Consider the following 19,117-nt stretch of genomic DNA (forward strand, 5'->3'; position numbering starts at 1 on the left):
ATAGCCGGAGGAGGCCGGGTCCCCCCTACCCGATCGGAGACCCGGCCTCCTCCGGCTATGCTCGGACAGGCAACATCGCCTGGGCCCTTAGCTCAATTGGCAGAGCAGTGGACTTTTAATCCATTGGTTGTGGGTTCGAGTCCCACAGGGCCTACAGGTGCGGGGGAGGGGGTTACCCCTTTGACCTGCGGTGCAGCGTCCGGGTCGGCTTCGGTCGGCCCGGACGCCGCTTTGTTTTCGGGGTCTTGCGTGAGCGGGTGGGCTTTCGCTGCGCGGAACGTGGTTGGGCGCGGGCCCGGTGGATACACAGTGGTCATGGGGTTCGGCAGTGTGCCCCTGAGTGGGCCGTCTGTCGTGGATGTCTCCGCGAACCTTCGGCAGGCGGTGCGCCCGGTCGGAAAGGATGGGGACGGCACCGCGTCATTGTTGTGCTTGCCTGCCGAGGGGCGGCGTGAATGGTTGTGCAGCGGCTGGACATCCGCCGACGTGACCGGGGAGAGCGGGCTCTCGTCACGCTCACCGGGGCGATCGGTCCGGCCACGGCGCCGCTGCTGCGGGTCGCGCTGGAACGGTGCCTGCGCGATGGCGTGACGGCCATCGACATCGATCTTTCCACCGTCAGATCCTGTGACTCCAAGGGCTTGGAGGTCTTTCTGACGGTGTCGCACCTCGCCGATCGTGTGCACTCCCTCCTGCGGCTGCACCATCCTTGCGCGCAGATCACCCGGCTCCTCGCCGTCGCCGACGCCGCTCTCCTGCGCGGTGACATGCCGGGTGGGTTTTTGACCGCCGACGAGCAGCAAGGTGGCGACGACCATGCCAGTGCACCTGTGCTCAAGGACGGGATCCGTCTCCGCCGGCTGACCCGTTGGCAGACGGAGGGCATGAGCGAGGACCTCGCCGACCTGGCCGTGGTGCCTGTCGCGGGTCTCTCCGCACGCGCGTACGAGGAGCGGGGCGACTTCTTGCGGTGGCTGGCTGCCAGCGCCCGACGGCCGGGCTTCGCGTTGCTGGTCGCTGAGACGACCGTGCTGGTGGGGTGCGTCTTCGGGTTTCCGATCGCTCCCGGTGCCCACTCCGAGCGGGGGTTGCGTGAGAGTGTCGAGCGGTTGACCGGCTGTCCCCGGTTCCTGCTCCTCACCCAGGTCGTGGTGCCCCGTCACGCCCAGCACCGTGACATCGGCCGCAGTCTGCAACAGCGACTGCTGGCCGACCGGAACACCGCACTCGGGGTCACCCTGCTTCCTGCGGCCGACCAGGCCGGGCAAGCCGCGTTCGAGTCCTGGGGCTGGCGGAACTTCGGGCAGATGGTGGGGCTGCCAGGTCGGGGCACCGCCCCCCGCGTGATGCTCCTGTTCCAGGAGAGCGGGGCGTTGTCCGCGTCTCGGGTCGCCGGTCCGGGCCGGGCGTAGGCCGGAGGACACCGAGAGCAGGTCGAGCGCACGATCTGATGGCGCCCCTCCCGGCGAGTGTCGAACGAGGGCAGCTCTTCGGCTGCCCGGGACGGGACCGATGAAATGGACTCCCCCACACCGCCCGCCGAGGATTCGCCACCGGATGACGCACATACGTACCGGATGCCGCCGGCGCGGTTGAGCCTTACGCCGGAGGCCGGCCACGGCCCGCTGGACGGAGCGTGGTGGCCGCGTTGCGACGCTCTGGAACTGGAGTTGCCCGCCCTCGTGGGCTCGCTGGACCCCGGCACGGCACGGCCACCCGCGTCACGGCGGCCGCTGCGGCGTGGCCTGACGCGCCTCTGACCGTGTCGTCGCCCGACCAGGTGATCGAGGTCGTCCTGAGCGATGCCACCGACGAGGAGCACGCCATCACCCTGGAGTGCGGCACGGTGGGGCGCTGGGAATTGCCGGTCATCCCGCCCGGGGAGCCGGCCGACACGGCCGAACGCTTGCTGAGCGCCGCCGCCGATCCGTGGAACCCGCTGTCGGCTCGGCGCACCTTGGCACGTGCCGAGGGTGACTTCGGCTCGAAGAGCGCCGGGGAGCGGTACGGCTCATGATGAACTGATGAGGCGGGCAGTTTCTTCGTCGGCCGACCCCGCCGCCCGTGTCCGTGGAACGCGGCGGGTGAGCGGATGAAGGCCGTACCGGGCATGGACCGCTCCGAGAGCTTCGGAGAAGCGCTTCTGGGGGCGGTTCTCGGCCGGGCGTACGAGCTACCGCCCCATCACATCGGCTCGCTGATCGCCGACGTGGTGGGGCGGCTGGGGGGCCGTGCTCCGCAGATCCTGCTCGAGGACTACGGCCAGCTGCTGCTCGTACCGCTGCGCTGTGCGGGCCTGACGGACGGGGATCCGCAGGACATCGACGCTTCCGTCGCGGGTCGGTGCTTTCTCGATGCCCAGCCCGTGGAGGTGCCCGAGGACGATGGCGTACGGATCCATCTGCCGCTGCTGGACGGCGGCGACCAAGTGGGCGTCATGGCCGTGACATTGGACCGGCTCGATGACGACGGCCGGCGGCTGCTGGGCAGGCTTTCCGCCCTGGTGGCCGACCTGCTGGTGACCAAGCACGGCTACTCCGACCTGTTCTCCGCGACCCGGCGCGTCGAACCGATGAGTGTCGCGGCCGAGATCCAGTGGTCCCTGCTGCCGCCGCTGGCCATGATCATGCCGCGGGTGGCCTTGGCGGGGCTCCTGGAACCCGCCTACGACGTGGCGGGAGACAGCTTCGACTACGCGCTCAACGGCGACATCCTCCACATGGTCATGATCGACGCGATGGGGCACGGCCTGGGTGCGGCCACGATGGCCACCGTGGCCATCGGCGCTTACCGTCACGCCCGCCGCCTCGGCACCGGTCTGTCGGAGATCTACGCCGCCATGGACTCCGCCATGGCGCAGCAGTTCGGCCCGGACCACTTCGTCACCGCCCAGATGATGCGGCTGGACACGATCACGGGGCGGCTGCACTGGGTCAATGCGGGACACCCGGCACCGATACTGGTGCGGGATCACCGCGTCCTGCGCCGGCTGGACGCCCCCACGACCCTCCCGGTCGGCCTGGGCGGCGCGGAGCCAGAGGTCAGCGAGCTGGTCCTGGAGCGCGGAGACCGCGTCCTGTGCTTCACGGACGGACTGATCGAGGAACACGCGCTGGGTGAGAAGCAGTTCGGGGAGGACCAGCTGATCGACTGGGTGAACCAGCTGGAGAGAACCGGCCGCGGGGTCCGGGCGGTGGCGCGCTCCCTGTCGCACACCCTCATGCGGGCGCGGGGCGGAAACACGACGGACGACGCGACGCTGCTCCTGGTGGAGTGGCGCGGCTGACCGCACGGCCGGTCACGACGGAGGCCGGCCGGACGGCTTCGGGCCGCTCGCCGTGTCGATGAGGATCTGCTCCGCCTCGCTGAGGTTGCCGGCCGAGACGGCCTGCGCCATCGCCGCGCGGGCGGCCTCGGGCGGTGTGTCCGGTGGCACCACCAGCAGCGAGAAGTGGTCCCGGTCGCCCCGGGTGATCAGGACGGTGTCGTCACCCACCGGGAAGGAGTCCACATGGACGACGTGGTCGCCGACGACGATCCGTGTCGGGAGCTCCTCCCAGGCCGTGGCATCCAGCCCGACGCGGGTCAACGGGCCCAGGTGCTCGGTGAGGGCGTTCACCAGCGCCGGGAGCTCGGCACCGATGTCACGGGACCGCGGCCACCACGCCCCGTCGAGGACGCCCTCGCGCGATGCGGTCGTCTCCAGCCGGAGCAGCGCGCTTCCGGGTCGTACGGCATGGTGTGCACCGCTCGGCAGATGCCTGGCAGCAGGGGATGTGTCGGAGCCGGTCATGGGGAACCACCCGTCCGGGAACTGGCGTGAACACGAGATTCCGCCTTCCGTGACCACGCTACTCCAGATGCCGTACGGGCCCGCCGATGTATCCGCTCGTATCCGCTCGGGTATTCGATTCGAAGGCGTCTCCGTCATGGACCGCACGGCACCGTCGGCGGCCGGGGCGTTGAAGTAGGTTGACCGGATGCGCACATCGCCGGTGGTTCTGCTGCTGTCCGGGAGCCTGCGGGCCGGCTCCGTCAATGAGGCGCTGCTGCGGACGGCGCGGGCCGTGGCGGCGGAGGCGGGGGTGCGGACCCTCATGTACGACGGGCTGGGCGGGCTTCCGCACTTCAATCCCGATGACGACCGGGAACCGCTGCCGGCGGCCGTGGCCGGGATGCGGGCGGCGATCGGGGCGGCGGACGCGGTGCTGATCTGCGCGCCGGAGTACGCCGGGACCCTGCCGGGCGCGTTCAAGAACCTGCTGGACTGGACGGTCGGCGGGACCGAGATCTGCGACAAGCCGGTCGCCTGGGTCAATGTGGCGGCGCCGGGCCGGGGAGAGGGCGCGGAGGCCACCTTGCGGACGGTGCTCGGGTACACCGGGGCGGCCGTGGTGGAGGCGGCCTGTGTGCGGGTGCCGGTGGGGCACGGCGATGTGGGGGAGGACGGGGTCGTCGCCGACCCGGAGATCCGCCGGCGGGTCGGGGACGTGGTGCGCCTGCTGGCGGCGGCCGGCGCGGGGGAGGCGTGACGCAGGGCTCCGCGCGGGTGCTGAACCTGTGGCGGCGGCAGCTGGGGCGGGTGCCCGAGTCGGTCTGGGAGCGTGCCGGGCTCCAGGTGCTCGTCCTCGCGGACAACGGGCTCACCGCGCTGCCGGGCGCCGTCGGGCGGCTGCGGGCCCTGCGGACCCTGGACCTCGGGCACAACCGGCTCACCTCGGTGCCCCCGGAGATCGGGGAGCTGACCGGGCTCGACGGCTTCCTGTATCTGCACGACAACGCGCTCGGCGGGCTTCCCGAGGAGCTGGGGAACCTGACGCGGCTGCGCTATCTGAACGTCGGGGAGAACGCGCTCACGGCCCTGCCCGGCACCATCGGCCGGATGGCCGGGCTCGTCGAACTGCGGGCGCAGCACAACCGGTTGACCACGCTGCCCGATGCCGTCGGGGACCTCGGAAGCCTTCGCGAGCTCTGGCTGCGGGGCAATGAGCTGGCGGACCTGCCCGCGTCCATGGGCGCGCCGACGGAGCTGCGCTACCTCGATCTGCGGGAGAACGCGCTGCCCGAACTGCCGCCGTGCCTCGCCGGGTTGCCCCTGCTGCGGCAGCTGGACGTGCGCGGCAACCGGCTCACCCGGCTGCCCGACTGGATCGTGGAGCTGCCCGCGCTGGAGAAGCTGGACCTGCGCTGGAACGACTGCCCCCGGGAGTCACCCCTGACGGCGGAGCTGGAGCGGCGGGGCTGCGTCGTCCTGCTGTGACCGCGCCCGCCGGTGTTCCCGGCGGGCCGGCTCACTCACCTGACGTCGTACGGCCCCTGTGCCTTGGGATTGCGGCGGCTGTGCGCGGCATGCCGGGGGCGGGCCACCTTGGAGGAGACCTGGCCGACGATCTCCCAGAAACACACCAGGGCGGTGATCGGCGGAATTCCGAAGATGATCAGGGAAAGCGGGGAATGCGCCGCATGGCAGACGCACAGGGCGACCGCCATCGCGGAGGCGCCCAGCAGAACTCCCCATGATCTCCTGGCACTTCGGCTCTGGACCGTCGCCCGCAGAATGGACAGCGCCGCCACGAGCCAGGGTCCGTACACCGTCAACGGCCACCATTGCGCGAGGCGCATCGGCAGTACCGAGGAAGCGGTGGCGCGGAGTTGTGCGTAGGAATAGGAGAAGGACCAGCCCAGCATGCACAGCGCGCACACCGAGATGGTGGCGATCAGCAGCGTGACGGGCGCACCGCGCTGATTGTCGCGCAGCAATCCGGGCTCGGTACGGATGCGCCGGCGGTTTCTCCGGTGGCTGGACCTGCCGTGCGGCGGGGCCGGGTCGGGATTCGCGGCGGACGCCCCGGACAGCATCTGGGCCAGTTCTTCGACCGGGTCCCATTGCATCTCGAGCGTGCTGAACTCATAGTCACACAAAACGTCTTCATCGTGAATCCTGTCCATGGGCTGACTCCTAGAGCCTCACCATCGCCCGCAGGTACTCACTCTCCAGCTGGCGGATTCTCTTCAAGAAATCGTCAAGAAGATCTGAACAGCCGTCGGTGAACACCTCGCCTTCCCTGCTTTCCAGCCGGAATGTGACCGGCGAGTGGAGATTCAGCGCTGTGCGTCTCTCAGTGCGTGCCACGGTCAGCTAACGAGCCTCTCGGGAGATGGGGGTGTGGGGCATTCGGGTGCTTCTGTAGCTCGAAAGCGGGGTCCGGCGGTCCTATGACAGCAACTGGCGAAAATACGAATGCCGTTTTCGCGGGCCAAGGAACGCGGTGACGTCCCGCCGGCCGGCCCGTACGCTGGGCGGGAATCGGGGAGGAGCACGAGGGTGACGTCGAGCGAGTCGAACGTGAGCGGGACGCGGCGGCGGGTGTGGGTGCTGTGGCTGGTGGCCGCCGTCGCCTACGCCGTCGATCTGGGGAGCAAGCTCGCGGTGGTCGCGGGCCTGGAGGGCCGCGACCCCGTGCCGGTGCTCGGGTCCTGGCTGGAGCTGCGGGTGCAGCGCAATCCCGGCGCGGCCTTCGGCATGGGCAGCGCCACGACCATCGTGTTCACCCTGATCGCGCTCGCCGTGGCCGCCGTCATCGTGCGGGTGTCGCGCCGGCTGACCAGCGCACCCTGGGCGATCGCCCTCGGTCTGCTGCTGGGCGGCGCGGTCGGCAATCTGACCGACCGGCTCTTCCGCTCACCGGGCGGCATGCGCGGCGCGGTGGTCGACTTCATCTCGGTGCGCGACTTCAGTGTCATGAATCTCGCCGACTGGGCGATCACCTGCGGCGGTGTGCTGATCGTCGTCCTGTCCTTCGCCGGGCACGAACTGGGCGGCGCGCGCCTTCCCCGGGAGCAGACAGGCTGACCCGGGGCCGCACACTGGAGCCGATGAGCACCGAGCGAGCCCACCCCGAGTCCGCGCCGTACCCGTACGTGCTGCTGTCCGCCGCCGTCTCCCTCGACGGCTGCCTGGACGACACCGGCCCGGAGCGGCTGCTGCTGTCCGGACCGGCCGACTTCGACCGGGTCGACGCGGTACGGGCCTCCGCCGACGCCCTCCTGGTCGGCGCCGGCACCCTGCGGGCCGACAACCCGCGCCTGCTGGTCAACTCCGCCGAGCGGCGCGCGGTGCGGCTTGCGCGGGGCCGGCCGGAGTACCCGCTGAAGGTCACCGTCACGGGCAGCGGCGACCTCGACGCCGGGGCCCGCTTCTGGCACACCGGCGGCGACAAGCTCGTCTACACGACCGACCGGGGCGCGGCGAAGGCCGCCCGGCTGCTCGGCGGCGCCGCCGAGGTCGTCGCGCTCGGCCCGGAGCTGGACTGGCGGGCGCTGCTCGGCCATCTGCGCACCGAGCGCGGGGTCGGCCGGCTGATGGTGGAGGGCGGCGCGGCCGTGCACACCCAGCTCCTCCAGCAGGGCCTCGCCGACGAGCTGCACCTGGCCCTCGCCCCGCTGATCGTGGGCGATCCGGCCGCCCCGCGGCTGTTCGGCCCCGGCCGCTACCAGGAGGGCCGGCTGCGGCTCGTCGAGTCCCGCCGGATCGAGGACGTCGTGCTGCTGCGCTACGAGCCCACCGCGCCCGGCACCGGCCCGCTGCCCACCGCGGCCGACCGGCACTGGCTGCGCACCGCCTGTGAGCTGGCCGCGCTGTGCCCGCCCTCGGAGACGGCCTTCAGCGTCGGCGCGGTCGTGGTCGCCGCCGACGGCACCGAGCTGGCCCGCGGCCACTCCCGGGAGGGCACGGACCCGGTGGTGCACGCGGAGGAGGCGGCGCTCGCCAAGACCGACCCCGCCGACCCCCGGCTGCCCGGCGCCACCGTGTACAGCAGCCTGGAGCCCTGCGCCCGCCGCGCCTCCCGCCCCGCGCCCTGCGCCGAGCTGATCCTGCGGGCGGGGGTGCGCCGGGTGGTGACCGCCTGGCGCGAGCCGGACACGTTCGTGGTGGCGGCCGACGGCACGGGGGTGCTGACCGGCGCGGGCGCCGAGGTCCTCGTCCTGCCCGAGTACGAGGACCTGGCCAAGGCCCCGAACCGGCATCTGCCGGGCCGGTCCGGGGCCCCGTCGTAACCGATGTGCTTTCCACCCCGGTGATGGCGTACAGTAGAGACATCGCCGCGGGGTGGAGCAGCTCGGTAGCTCGCTGGGCTCATAACCCAGAGGTCGCAGGTTCAAATCCTGTCCCCGCTACTGATATCTCAGGGCCGGAATCCAGTTGATGGATTCCGGCCCTGAGTGTTTTCCGGACCCTGGATACGAGGGTTACCTGTAGTGACCGTGCGACCGCCCTGCGCATAACATCTGAGTCACCATCAAAAACTCGATGACTCCTGAACCCCGGTCAACTCGCCCGGTTTGGCGGCCCGCTGGGCGGTAAGTCCACGGGTCGAAGCGTTAATGATCAAGCCGAACGGCTTGGAAAGTTCCCCCCGGGTCTATTAACGTTCGATAACGCAGCGCGGTCGTCCCAGCCGTCACCCGAGGCGGCTCCGTGCGCACGCGCCGAATCCCGCAAGGGAACCGGGGAACCACCACCTTGGGGTGAATCACGCGGACACCGTCGCGGACTCAGTGAGTCCGGGGGCGGTATACGCGCGTAGGAGACCTTCCTGCTCCGAACCCGTCAGCTAACCCGGTAGGCGGAGGAAGGAAAGGAGCACGCCCCCGTGGCGTCCAACCGGCCTGCCCCAGAAGCCCCGTTCGTGCCCGCCCAGCGTGAACCCGAGTCGTTCGGCCCCGGCCCCGCCCTCGACGACGACGGACCCTGGGAGGAGTGGAACCCCACCGAGGAGACCGTCACCCCGGTCCGCGGCCGGCACCGCGTCGCCAAGCAGCGCGGCGGCTTCGCCCGCAGCTCCACCGTCCTCGGCGTCGGTGTGATCGCCGCCGTCGGCGCGGGCGGCATCGCCAGCGCCAACACCGGCAAGCCGCCGGTCTCCATCTCGATGCCGGACATGCCGAACGTCTCGGTGCCGCATCTGTCCACCGTCGAGCACTTCTTCGGCGACGACTCCGCCGACGCGGCCAAGGCCCAGCCCGCCACCGCGTTCACCGACCTCGGGCAGACCACCGAGGGCGCCAAGGACAGCGGCGCCGGTGAGGCCCTGCGCAACCGGATCATGGCCCAGGCCGAGGAGCAGCAGGGCCAGGCCGACAGCAAGGCCACCGCCGCGATGGTCGCCGCCGCCCAGCAGCAGAGCGACGCCGCGGCCGCCAAGGCGGAGAAGGAGGCCGCCGACAAGGCCGCCGCCGCCAAGGAGAAGGCGGAGGCCGACGCCAAGAAGGCGGCCGAGGCCAAGCGGCTGGCCGAGCTGGCCAAGCAGTACACGCTGCCCGTCGTCTCGTACACGATCACCGGCACCTTCGGGCAGCCCGGTGCCATGTGGTCCTCCGGCTATCACACCGGCCTCGACTTCGCCGCCCCCACCGGCACCCTGATCAAGGCCGTGCACGGCGGCACCGTCACCCAGGCCGGCTGGGCCGGCGCCTACGGCTACCGCACCGTCCTCACCCTGGACGACGGCACCGAGCTGTGGTTCTGCCACCAGTCCTCGATCAATGTCTCGGTCGGCCAGAAGGTCAGCACCGGCGAGGTCATCGGCCGCGTCGGCGCCACCGGCAACGTCACCGGGCCGCATCTGCACCTGGAGGTCCACCCGAACGGGCAGGCCACCGCTGTCGACCCCGCGCCCTGGCTGCGCGACAAGGGCCTCAACCCCTGACGGAACCCGCGCGGAATCCGCGCGGATCTCCCCACCGGCGGCGGAATGCGATCATCCGCCGCCGGTGTTGATGTGAAGCATGACTTCTCTGCGCACACTGGGCTCTTCCGACCTCGAGGTCTTCCCGCTCTGCCTGGGCGGCAATGTCTTCGGCTGGACCGCCGACGAGCAGACCTCCTTCGCCGTCCTGGACGCGTACACGGCCGGGGGCGGCAACTTCATCGACACCGCCGACTCCTACAGCGCCTGGGTCGAGGGCCACCAGGGCGGCGAGTCCGAGACCGTCATCGGCAAGTGGGTCAAGGCCCGCGGCAACCGCTCCGACGTCGTCATCGCCACCAAGGTCAGCCAGCACCCGCAGTACAAGGGCCTGTCCGCGGCCAACATCAGGGCCGCCGCCGACGCCTCCCTGGCCCGGCTGGGCACCGACCACATCGACCTCTACTACACCCACTTCGACCAGCCCGAGGTGCCGGTCGAGGAGATCATCGGCGCGCTGGACGAGCTGGTGAAGGCCGGCAAGGTCCGGCAGATCGGCGCGTCCAACATCAGCGCCGAGCGGCTGAAGGAGTCCCTGGACTTCTCCACCCGCGAGAACCTGGCCCGCTATGTGGCGCTCCAGCCGCACTACAACCTGGTCTCCCGGGACACCTACGAGGGCCCGCTCCAGGACCTCGTCGCCCGCGAGGGCCTGTCCACGGTGCCGTACTTCGCGCTCGCCTCGGGCTTCCTGACCGGCAAGTACCGGCCCGGCGCGACGGTGGACAGTGCCCGTGCCGGCGGGGCCGCGAAGTACGCGGAGACCGAGCGCGGCCAGAAGGTCCTCGCCGCCCTCGACGAGATCGCCGCCGCGCACGACGCCCCGCACGCCACCGTCGCCCTCGCCTGGCTGGCCGCCCAGCCGACCGTCACCGCGCCCATCGCCTCGGCCCGCACCCTGGAGCAGCTCCCGCCGCTGCTGGCGGTCGGCGACCTGAAGCTGACGGACGACGAACTGAAGCGGCTGACGGACGCCTCGGCGTAGGTCACATCCGGTACGGGTTGTACGACGGGTACGGCGCCGCCGGGTAGCCGTACCCGGGACCCGGTCCCTGCGTGTGTCCGGGGCCGGGGCCGGGTCCCTGCGCGTATCCATGTCCGGGACCCTGTGGATACCCGTACCCGGGGCCGTACCCGTGCCCCGGTCCCCGGACGTACGCGTGCCCGTACGGCGCGGGTGCCCAGCCCTGCGGGACGGGGGCGGGGGCCGCCCTGCGGGCCGCGTACTCCAGGGCGGGGCGGGCGGCCTCCCGGCGCTGCCACAGCTGCTCCAGCAGCTCCCGCTCACGGGCGGCGAAGTCCGCGCCCGCCCGGCCGCGGCGGCCCCGCGCGCGCAGCTGCGCGAGGGCGGTGGCGTACGTCTCGTACTGCGCGACCGCCCGTGCCGTGGGGCGCCCGGCGTGGTGGCGGGCGTAGTCGCGGGCCATCCGGCGGGCCCGCATCGAGCTCAGCGCGCCGGGCTCGGCCGGGCCCAGCCAGCCGGCCAGCACATAGGCCGGCAGCTCCTCGCGCACCGTGCGCAGCTCCCGCTGCCGGGTCCAGATCCCGAGCCAGGTCAGCAGCCCGAACACGGGCAGCATGAAGGTGCCGTAGACCGCGAGGAAGCCGTACTGCCCGAAGGCGGCGGAGCCGTTCCACAGGGCGTGCATGCACATCGCGAGGAGCAGTCCGCCGAGCGGGATCAGCACCCGCCGGGCGCGCCCGCGGGAGCCGTACACCGCGGCGAGGCCGAAGCCGATGCCGGTGCAGGTGGTGAACAGGGGATGCGCGAACGGGGACATCACGATGCGCACGAAAAAGGTGGCGGCGGTGACCGAGACGATGCCATGGCCGCCGGTGACCTGGTCGGTGCCGAAGGCGGTGCCGAGATAGAGGATGTTCTCGGTGAACGCGAACCCGGTGGCGGTGATCCCGGCTATCACCATCCCGTCCACGATCCCGGTGAACTCGCGCCTGCGGAAGAGGAACACGAGCAGGACGGCCGCGGCCTTGGCGGACTCCTCGACGATCGGGGCTATCACGGTGGCGCCGAGGGTGTTGGCGCCCGCCGGGTCCGCGGTGGAGGTGGCTATCCACTTGGTCGCGAAGCTGTTGGCGACGATGGCTATGAGGGCCGCCGCGAACGCGCCCCAGCAGAACGCGAACACCAGGTTCCGCCAGGCGAAGGGCGCCACCCGGTCCAGCCAGCGGAACGCGGTGATCAGCCAGGGCACCGGCAGCACCGCGAGGCCGAGCCCCACCAGGAACCCCTCGGTGCCGGTCTCCTTGCGCACCAGCGCGAGGATGACAAGGGCGGACATCGCCAGCAGCGTGATCAGCGCGCCGTACCGCACCCAGCGCAGCTGCCACCAGTGCGGGTGGCGCAGCGCCTCGGTACCGGGGTGCGGGGGATACGTCGGGTACACGGAACTGGTGGCCACGGCATCGACCCTAACGGTGGCGGGACGAGGGGCTGAGCGGTTTACCCGCGGCGTTCACCGCGGCGGCTACCTGCGGCGGAAGAGGAGATCGCGCACGACATGGCCCTTGTCCAGTCCCTGTCCCTCGAAACGGGTCAGCGGCCGGAACCCGGGCCGGGGCGCGAAACCGCCGTCGGCCTGCGTGTTCTCGAAGTCGGGGTGGGCGGAGAGCACCTCCAGCATCTGCTCGGCGTACGGCTCCCAGTCGGTCGCGCAGTGCACCACCGCGCCGGGCCGCAGCCGGGTCGCGGCGAGGTCGAGGAACTCGGGCTGGATCAGCCGCCGCTTGTGGTGGCGCTTCTTGGGCCAGGGGTCGGGGAAGTAGACCCGCAGCCCGGCGAGCGCGTCGGGCCGCAGCATCTCGCGCAGCAGGATGATCGCGTCCCCGTTGCCCACCCGGATGTTGTCCAGCGCGTTCTGCTCGGCCAGGTTCAGCAGATTGCCCTGGCCGGGGGTGTGCACATCGACCGCGAGCACGTTGGTGTCCGGGTCGGCGGCGGCCATCTGCGCGGTGGCCTCGCCCATGCCGAAGCCGATCTCCAGGACCACCGGACGGTCGTTGCCGAACAGCTCGGCGAGGTCGAGCACCCGCTGTCCGTCGATGTCCAGCCCCCAGGCGGGCCACAGCCGCTGGAGCGCGTCGGCCTGCCCGGTCGTCACCCGGCTGCGGCGCGGCTGGAAGCTGCGGATCCGCCGCTCGAAGTGCGAGCCGGCGGGATCGGGCTGCGGGCCGTCCGGGAAGCGCGGCTCGCCCTTGGCCCGGGCGGGCCGGGGGTCGGCACCGGGGGCGTCCGGGGCCGGCTCGGACAGGACGTCGGGGGTGTTCAGCGCATCAGACACAGTACGAACGAGTCTACGGGCGCGGCGCGGAGATGCCCGCGCCGCCGACCGCCGCCAGCATCCCCAGTGCCCGGCGCGCGACCTCCCGGCCGATGGGCAGGGACGCGGTGGCCGCCGGGGACGGCGCGTTCAGCACATGCACCGCGCGGGGGCCCTCCTTGATCAGGAAGTCGTCCACCAGCGAGCCGTCCCGCAGCACGGCCTGCGCCCGCACCCCGGCCGGCGCCGGCACCAGGTCCTCGGCCCGTGCCGCGGGCAGCAGTCTGCGCACCGCCTCGAGGAAGGCACCCTTCGACAGCGAGCGGTGCAGCTCACCCGTGCCGTAGCGCCAGTGCCGCCGGGCCATCGCCCACGATCCGGGCCAGGCCAGGGTGCCGGCCAGCTCCCGGGGCCGTACGATCGTCCAGTCGTACCCCTCCCGGGCCAGTGCCGGGACCGCGTTCGGGCCGATGTGCACGCCGCCGTCGACGCCCCGGGTCAGATGCACGCCGAGGAACGGGAACGCCGGGTCCGGCACCGGGTACACCAGGCCGCGCACCAGCTCGGGCCGGGCCAGCTCGTAGTACTCCCCGCGGAACGGCACGATCCGCACGCCGGGCTCGTCGCCGGTCAGCCGGGCCAGTTCGTCGCAGTACAGACCGGCGCAGTTCACCAGGACCCGGCCGCGCACCACGTCCCCGGCCGCGGTGCGCACGGCCACGCCCCGCTCCGGGCGCCGGTCCACCTGGACGACCCGCGCGCCGTAGCGGATGTCGGCGCCGGAGGCGAGGGCGAGCTGCCGGGCCACGCCCGTGTAGTCGCACACGCCGGTGCTGCCGACGTGTATCGCGGCCAGTCCGCGCACCTCGGGTTCGTACTCGGCGATCTGGGCGGCGCCCAGCTCGCGCACCGGTATTCCGTTCTCCCGGCCGCGCTGGACCAAGGCGTGCAGCCGGGGCAGCTCGGCGCGCTCGGTGGCCACGATCAGCTTGCCGGTGACGGCGTGCTCGACGCCGTACTCGGCGCAGAACTTCACCATCTCGGCGGCGCCCCGCACCGCGTACCGCGCCTTGAGGGAGCCCGGGCGGTAGTAGATCCCGCTGTGGATCACCCCGCTGTTGCGCCCCGTCTGGTGGCGCGCGGGGCCCGGCTCCTTCTCCAGCACGGTCACCCGCGTCCCCGGCGCCGCCCTGCCGACCGCGTACGCCGTCGACAGCCCGACGATGCCCCCTCCGACCACGAGCACATCACAGTCGTACGCCCCGACCGGCACCTGCACCACCTCCCACGTCGATAGTGCACTGCGCCACTGACAGTGCCTTCAAACGCCGGGGTGATCAGTACCGCACCGGTGCCGGGGCGCGGTGCTACGCCGGGGTCATCAGCAGGGGTCTGGCCCGCTCCCGCAGCTCGACCACCCGCGGCTCGTCGCCGTAGGCCTCCAGCCGGTGCAGCAGGTCCCGTACGTACTCCGTGGTCCGCGCCGAGGAGATCCGGCCGGCCACCTCCACCGCCCGCACCCCCTGCTCGCAGGCCGCGTCGAGGTTCCCGGACTCCAGCTCGGCCACCGCGGAGACGACCAGCCGCAGCCCGTGCGAGCGCACGAACTCCTCCGTCGGCTTCGACAGCGCCTGCTCGGTGAACCTGCGCACCTGGCGCGGCAGCTTCAGGTCCCGGTAGCACTCGGCCGCGTCCGCCGCGAAGCGGTCGTAGCCGTAGAACCCGAGCCACGAGGGATCGTTGTCCCCCTCGCGGGAGCGCTCCAGCCAGCTCTCCGCCGCCTTCAGCGCCGCGCCCGCCGCCTGCGCGTCCCCGGCGCGCGCGTGGGCGCGCGCCTCGACCAGCCGGAAGAAGCTCATGGTGCGGGCCGTGGCCAGCCCCCGGTTGCGTTCGAGGGCGGCCTGCGCGAGGTCGACCCCTTCGTCCCCGAAGCCCCGGTACGTCGCCTGGAGCGACATGGAGGCGAGGACGTACCCGCCGAGCGGTACGTCGGCCGCCGCGCGCGCGAGCCGCAGCGCCTGGATGTAGTACCGCTGCGCCGCCTCCTGCTGGCCGGTGTCGAAGGCCATCCACCCGGCGAGCCGGGTCAGTTCGGCGGAGGCGCCGAACAGTGCGCGGCCGACCTCGTCGGAGTACCCGCCGAGCAGCAGCGGCGCCGCCTCGACGCGCAGGCACTCCGGCACCATCGAGGAACGCCAGTCGCCGCCCCCGTACTTGGAGTCCCAGCGCCTGGCGTCCTCGGCGGCCTCCCGCAGCTTGCGGACATCGCTGTGGCCGACTCTGACCGGTGCGCCGGCGCCCTCGACGGAGCCGTCCTCCCGCGCGACCGAGCTGTCGGCGGGGGTTATCAGCCAGCGTGAGGCGGGCGTCGCGTAGGCGCTCACCGCGAAGGATCCGGCCAGCGACTGCCAGATCCCGCCCGAGCCGGCCCGGCGTCCGGCGAGGTCGAGACGGTACAGCTCGGTCGCCGAGCGCACCGCCTGCGCCACGTCCCTCGGGAAGGCGAGGCCGACCTCGGGCGCGGGGTCCGCGTCCGCCAGGCCGATCTCGTGGAGCGGCACCGGGCGGCCGAGTTTCTGTCCGATGGCGGCCGCGATGAGGTGGGGCGCGGCGCCCTGCGGCACCATGCCCTTCGACACCCAGCGCGCCACGGACGTCTTGTCGTAGCGAAGTGTCAACCCGCGTTGGGCGCCAAGGTCGTTGACGCGACGTGCGAGTCCTGCGTTGCTGATTCCCGCGAGGGCGAGAACGGCGCCGAGTTTTTCGTTCGGCCCGCGTTGCTCCCTGGACATGCGCCACCCCTCGACACAGACGGCCGCCGCGCGGGCATAACCGTGCGGCATTCGTAAACCCAGCGTAGTTCGCCGCATCCCAAGCGTTAAGGGGCATTGTTCCGGATGGCGGGATTGTGGTCCGTACGGGAGTGCGGACCAGTACGCACCGTGCACGGACCGGTCGTCGCGTGCCCCCGCGCGTGTGGCCGTGCGCCCGGCCGTGCGCTCTTCTCCGGCCAACTCGCGGGCGGTTTCCTGGTCTTGCGTGGGTCGGCCCGCTGTACTGGATCCAGTGGGCTGGGGGACACCGCCACCTTCATCCCCGCGGGTGGCGGACCGGTCCGGGAGGCGGATGCCGTCTCCCGGACCGTGCGTGCGTCCGGGGCGCCGCGATCACCGCGAGCCCCTACGGAGCGTGCTCATCTCCCGGACACGATCCGGTATTTGGCTGAAAATCGTCCCGCAGGCGTTGGGGTGATTTCTGCGACGACCATGCAACTTAGGGGCGCGAAAGGCGTTTTGGGGGAGCGTACAGGGGCGCATTCACGTCGAGCCGTCCCTGGTGGCACCCGTCCGAACCCCGGATCATGATGGCCGGGCGGTCGCGAACCCCCTTACTCCCCCCGCCGTTTCGTGCAGTGTCACCACACCTCCCCCAGGCGTCCTTCGTGGCAGCATGGGTCCGGTTCGATCGGTGCACTGGTTGTCCACAGGCTGTGGAGGCACGATGCGGTGGTTGGTGGGGTGGAGCAGCGCCGTCGCGGGCACGGCCGGGCTCGGCTCCGCCGGCTCGCTGGGCCCCGACGGCGAGACCCTGCACCCGGTCGGCTCCCAGCTCCTGTGGGGCGACCCCGACCCGCTGTGGGCGGTCGGCGACTGGCGCCCGGACGAGGTGCGCGTGGTCACGGCCGACGAGCAGAACCGGATCGCCGTCCTCGGCATCTGCGGCGCCTCCGACGAGGAGCTGCGGCGCGGTCTGTTCACCGCGCGCGGCGGCGCGCTGCGCCATCTGACGAACTGGCCCGGCAGCTACACGGCCGTCGTCCAGGTCGGCCGCCGCGTCACCGTCTGCGGCGATCTCGCGGGCGCCCGCCCGGTCTTCCACACCCCGTGGGCGGGCGGCACGGCGTACGCCACCGCCGCGCTGCCGCTGGCCGACCTCATCGAGGCCAACCTGGACTTCGGTCATCTGGCCGCCCTGCTCGCCGCCCCGGACGTCCCGGCCGCGCTGCGCGACACCACCCCCTACGAAGGGGTACGGCGCATTCCGCCGGGGCATGCGCTGGTGCTGCGCGCGGGGGCGCGGGAGATCGCCGGGTACGAACAGGTCTCCTCGCTCGCCGTGTCCGCGCCCCCGGCCGACCCCGACCGCGCGGTGGACGCCGTGCGCGACGCCCTGGTGGAGGCGGTGCGCACCCGGCTCGCGGCGCCCCGGCACGTACCCGACCTCGATCCCGGCCCGGTGCCCGGGATGGGGCCCGCCGAGCGGCGCGCCCGGCGCGGGATGCCGGTGCCCGGGATCGGCGCCGACCTGTCCGGCGGCCCGGCCTCCGCCACCCTCGCGCTGCTCGCCGCCGGGCTGCCCGGCCGGCCCGGCACCCTCCTCGGCCACGGCGCCGGCGAACGCCTCCTCGCCGTCACCTTCAACGACCTCGCCGTCGGCGGGCGGGAGGCCGAGGTGCAGCGGGCCGGGGCGCTCGCGGCCGACCCGCGGCTGCACCATGTGGTGGTGACCGGCGGCGAGGAGGCCCTGCCCTACGCCGACCTCGAGGGCCCCCTCACCGACGAACCCGGACCCTCGCTGGTCACGGCGGGACGCCACCGGGCGCGGCTGGCCGCGGGCAGCGCGGACCACTTCACCGGGCACGGCGCGCGCCAGGTCCTGGACGCGCACCCCGCCCGGCTCGCCGACCTGCTGATGGACCGCAGACGCCGGCATCTGGTCGGGCCGGTCGCCGCCCTCGCCCGGGCGGACGGCTCGGTCCTCGTCCCGGCGCGGGTGTACGGAGCGGCCCGGCGGCTCGCCCGTACGCCGTACCGGGCGGGCCTGGAGGAGCTGGCCGAGCGGCTGATGCGGCGGCGGTTCGAGGAGCCGAAGGGGGCGGTCGGGGCCTCGCTCGCCGCGCTGACCTGGGCCGCGCCGGGTCCGGCCGCCCGGTGGCTCACGGGGGAGGCACTGGCTGAAGTATCGGTTCTGCTCGGGGTCGGGGGGGACCGCTCGGGTACGGGGGTCCAGCGGCCCGGCGAGCACCGGGCACGGGCGGCGCTCGCCCGGTACGCCGCGGACCTGCGGGTGCTGGAGCAGTCCGCGGAGGTCCGTTCGCAGCGGCTGCACGCGCCCTTCCTCGACAACCAGGTGGTCCGCGCGTGCCGTGAGCTGCCGGAGGCGCTGCGGGTGCGGCCAGGGGCGCGGGCCGAGATCCTGCGCACGGTCCTGGAGAGCACCGGCATCACCGATCTGCCGCCCGGCTGGGGCACCCCCTCGCACGCGTCCTCGGCCGCCGCCGCGCGGGCGGGCCTGCGGCTGTCCGCCGACTCCCTGCTCGACCTCTTCTCCCGCCCGCTGCTCGCCGACGCGGGGCTGGTGGACGGGGGCGTGATCCGCGGGGCGCTGCGCTCGGCGGCCACCGGGTCCACGGTGGAGGGCCTGGCCGACCTGGTCTCCCTGGAGCTGTGGCTGCACCGGCTGCTGTCCCGCCGGGGGACGTGCTGGTCGGGGACGCCGGCGCGGTCCAGGGCGGTGCCGGCGGGGATCCAGCGGCGGCGGGACGCGCTGGCCTCCGGCCTGTGAGCGGGGGACTCCGGTCGCGTTTCGGGTGCGGCCCGGTGGGTGGCTGATCGCGCGGTTCCCCGCGCCCCTTCGGAACCACGGTGCCGTCGCCCGCGTGGCGCGGCCCCCTCGGCCCGCCGCAAACCCTTCGTGCGGAATCCCGGACACCGGCGACAATGACCCGGTGCGGTACAAAATTCTCGGCATCACCCAGGCGGCGGACGGCCAGGGCACCCCCCACACCCTCACCGCCCCCCGCCTCCGCACCCTTCTCGCCGCCCTCGCCCTGCGCCCCGGCCGCACCACCACGCCCGACACCCTCGTCCAGGAGATCTGGACCGACGCCCCGCCGCAGGACGCCCCCGCCGCCCTCCAGGCGCTCGTCGGCCGGCTCCGCCGCACCCTCGGCAAGGACGCCGTCACCTCCACCCCCGGCGGGTACCGCCTCGAAGCGACCGAGGACGACATCGACCTGTACGTCTTCGAACGGCTCACCCGCACCGGCACCAGGGCCCTCGCCGACGGCGACCCCGCCGCCGCCCACCG

The 19,117-nt window shown here is 72.7% G+C and carries 16 protein-coding genes, 2 tRNA genes, 1 pseudogene and 1 riboswitch; of the genes and pseudogenes, 13 read left to right on the forward strand and 6 right to left on the reverse strand.

Annotated features, from left to right (window positions below):
• Window positions 1–81 precede the first annotated feature (81 nt).
• The 4 genes and pseudogenes from CCN72_RS14160 (at window position 82) to CCN72_RS14175 (ending at window position 3,286) form a co-directional block, all read left to right on the forward strand.
• A tRNA-Lys gene (locus CCN72_RS14160) sits at window positions 82–154 on the forward strand.
• Between the two features lie 301 nt (window positions 155–455).
• Window positions 456–1,412 (forward strand): STAS domain-containing protein, encoded by a 957-nt coding sequence (locus CCN72_RS14165; protein ID WP_086807836.1) that lies wholly within the window; start codon window positions 456–458, stop codon window positions 1,410–1,412.
• Window positions 1,413–1,577: 165 nt separating this feature from the next.
• Window positions 1,578–2,017: pseudogene (locus CCN72_RS14170) on the forward strand (DUF5994 family protein).
• Between the two features lie 75 nt (window positions 2,018–2,092).
• On the forward strand, window positions 2,093–3,286 hold the full coding sequence (locus CCN72_RS14175; RefSeq protein ID WP_086807837.1) for a PP2C family protein-serine/threonine phosphatase: 1,194 nt from the start codon (window positions 2,093–2,095) through the stop codon (window positions 3,284–3,286).
• Between the two features lie 12 nt (window positions 3,287–3,298).
• On the opposite strand, the gene CCN72_RS14180 is transcribed toward CCN72_RS14175, so the two are convergent.
• Entirely contained in the window at window positions 3,299–3,793 is a 495-nt protein-coding gene (locus CCN72_RS14180; RefSeq protein WP_086807838.1) for a DUF5994 family protein, read from the reverse strand.
• Window positions 3,794–3,980: 187 nt separating this feature from the next.
• Between CCN72_RS14180 and CCN72_RS14185 the strand changes: the two genes are divergently transcribed.
• Both CCN72_RS14185 and CCN72_RS14190 read left to right on the forward strand, forming a co-directional pair.
• Window positions 3,981–4,532 (forward strand): NADPH-dependent FMN reductase, encoded by a 552-nt coding sequence (locus tag CCN72_RS14185; protein ID WP_086807839.1) that lies wholly within the window; start codon window positions 3,981–3,983, stop codon window positions 4,530–4,532.
• The gene (locus CCN72_RS14190; protein WP_244174219.1) at window positions 4,529–5,260 is read left to right on the forward strand and encodes a leucine-rich repeat domain-containing protein; all 732 of its coding nucleotides are present in this window, start codon (window positions 4,529–4,531) and stop codon (window positions 5,258–5,260) included. The genes CCN72_RS14185 and CCN72_RS14190 overlap by 4 nt, the downstream gene beginning before the upstream one ends.
• A gap of 35 nt (window positions 5,261–5,295) precedes the next feature.
• Here CCN72_RS14190 and CCN72_RS14195 read toward each other — a convergent pair whose 3' ends face one another.
• Window positions 5,296–5,949 carry a DUF2637 domain-containing protein gene (locus CCN72_RS14195; protein ID WP_051849828.1) on the reverse strand — a complete coding sequence of 218 codons (654 nt, stop codon included), beginning with the start codon at window positions 5,947–5,949 and terminating at the stop codon, window positions 5,296–5,298.
• A gap of 376 nt (window positions 5,950–6,325) precedes the next feature.
• Between CCN72_RS14195 and lspA the strand changes: the two genes are divergently transcribed.
• The 5 genes from lspA (at window position 6,326) to CCN72_RS14220 (ending at window position 10,734) form a co-directional block, all read left to right on the forward strand.
• A complete protein-coding gene (gene lspA, locus CCN72_RS14200; RefSeq protein WP_244174220.1) occupies window positions 6,326–6,853 on the forward strand; it encodes a signal peptidase II in 528 nt (175 codons plus the stop codon).
• Between the two features lie 23 nt (window positions 6,854–6,876).
• Window positions 6,877–8,058, forward strand: coding sequence for a dihydrofolate reductase family protein (locus CCN72_RS14205; RefSeq protein ID WP_086807841.1), 1,182 nt, complete (start codon window positions 6,877–6,879; stop codon window positions 8,056–8,058).
• A 46-nt stretch (window positions 8,059–8,104) separates the two neighbouring features.
• Window positions 8,105–8,178, forward strand: a tRNA-Met gene (locus tag CCN72_RS14210).
• A 300-nt stretch (window positions 8,179–8,478) separates the two neighbouring features.
• Window positions 8,479–8,645, forward strand: a riboswitch (cyclic di-AMP (ydaO/yuaA leader).
• A 9-nt stretch (window positions 8,646–8,654) separates the two neighbouring features.
• The gene (locus tag CCN72_RS14215; RefSeq protein WP_086807842.1) at window positions 8,655–9,710 is read left to right on the forward strand and encodes a M23 family metallopeptidase; all 1,056 of its coding nucleotides are present in this window, start codon (window positions 8,655–8,657) and stop codon (window positions 9,708–9,710) included.
• A 79-nt stretch (window positions 9,711–9,789) separates the two neighbouring features.
• On the forward strand, window positions 9,790–10,734 hold the full coding sequence (locus CCN72_RS14220) for an aldo/keto reductase (RefSeq protein ID WP_086807843.1): 945 nt from the start codon (window positions 9,790–9,792) through the stop codon (window positions 10,732–10,734).
• A 1-nt stretch (window position 10,735) separates the two neighbouring features.
• On the opposite strand, the gene CCN72_RS14225 is transcribed toward CCN72_RS14220, so the two are convergent.
• The 4 genes from CCN72_RS14225 to CCN72_RS14240 form a co-directional block, all read right to left on the reverse strand.
• Window positions 10,736–12,169 carry a PrsW family intramembrane metalloprotease gene (locus tag CCN72_RS14225; RefSeq protein WP_167408678.1) on the reverse strand — a complete coding sequence of 478 codons (1,434 nt, stop codon included), beginning with the start codon at window positions 12,167–12,169 and terminating at the stop codon, window positions 10,736–10,738.
• Window positions 12,170–12,235: 66 nt separating this feature from the next.
• Window positions 12,236–13,048, reverse strand: coding sequence for a tRNA (guanosine(46)-N7)-methyltransferase TrmB (trmB, locus tag CCN72_RS14230; RefSeq protein ID WP_107430099.1), 813 nt, complete (start codon window positions 13,046–13,048; stop codon window positions 12,236–12,238).
• A gap of 13 nt (window positions 13,049–13,061) precedes the next feature.
• Window positions 13,062–14,309, reverse strand: a complete 1,248-nt coding sequence (gene lhgO / locus CCN72_RS14235; protein WP_086807844.1) for an L-2-hydroxyglutarate oxidase — start codon at window positions 14,307–14,309, stop codon at window positions 13,062–13,064.
• An 85-nt stretch (window positions 14,310–14,394) separates the two neighbouring features.
• Window positions 14,395–15,819 carry an NsdA family TPR-like regulatory protein gene (locus CCN72_RS14240; RefSeq protein ID WP_085565483.1) on the reverse strand — a complete coding sequence of 475 codons (1,425 nt, stop codon included), beginning with the start codon at window positions 15,817–15,819 and terminating at the stop codon, window positions 14,395–14,397.
• A gap of 709 nt (window positions 15,820–16,528) precedes the next feature.
• On the opposite strand from CCN72_RS14240, the gene CCN72_RS14245 reads away from it, so the two are divergent.
• Both CCN72_RS14245 and CCN72_RS14250 read left to right on the forward strand, forming a co-directional pair.
• Window positions 16,529–18,592 carry an asparagine synthase-related protein gene (locus tag CCN72_RS14245; protein WP_086807845.1) on the forward strand — a complete coding sequence of 688 codons (2,064 nt, stop codon included), beginning with the start codon at window positions 16,529–16,531 and terminating at the stop codon, window positions 18,590–18,592.
• Between the two features lie 163 nt (window positions 18,593–18,755).
• Window positions 18,756–19,117: AfsR/SARP family transcriptional regulator (locus CCN72_RS14250; RefSeq protein ID WP_208638002.1), on the forward strand; the 362-nt coding region annotated here is incomplete at its 3' end.

The organism is Streptomyces murinus, assembly GCF_002154555.1.
GTDB lineage: Bacteria > Actinomycetota > Actinomycetes > Streptomycetales > Streptomycetaceae > Streptomyces > Streptomyces murinus.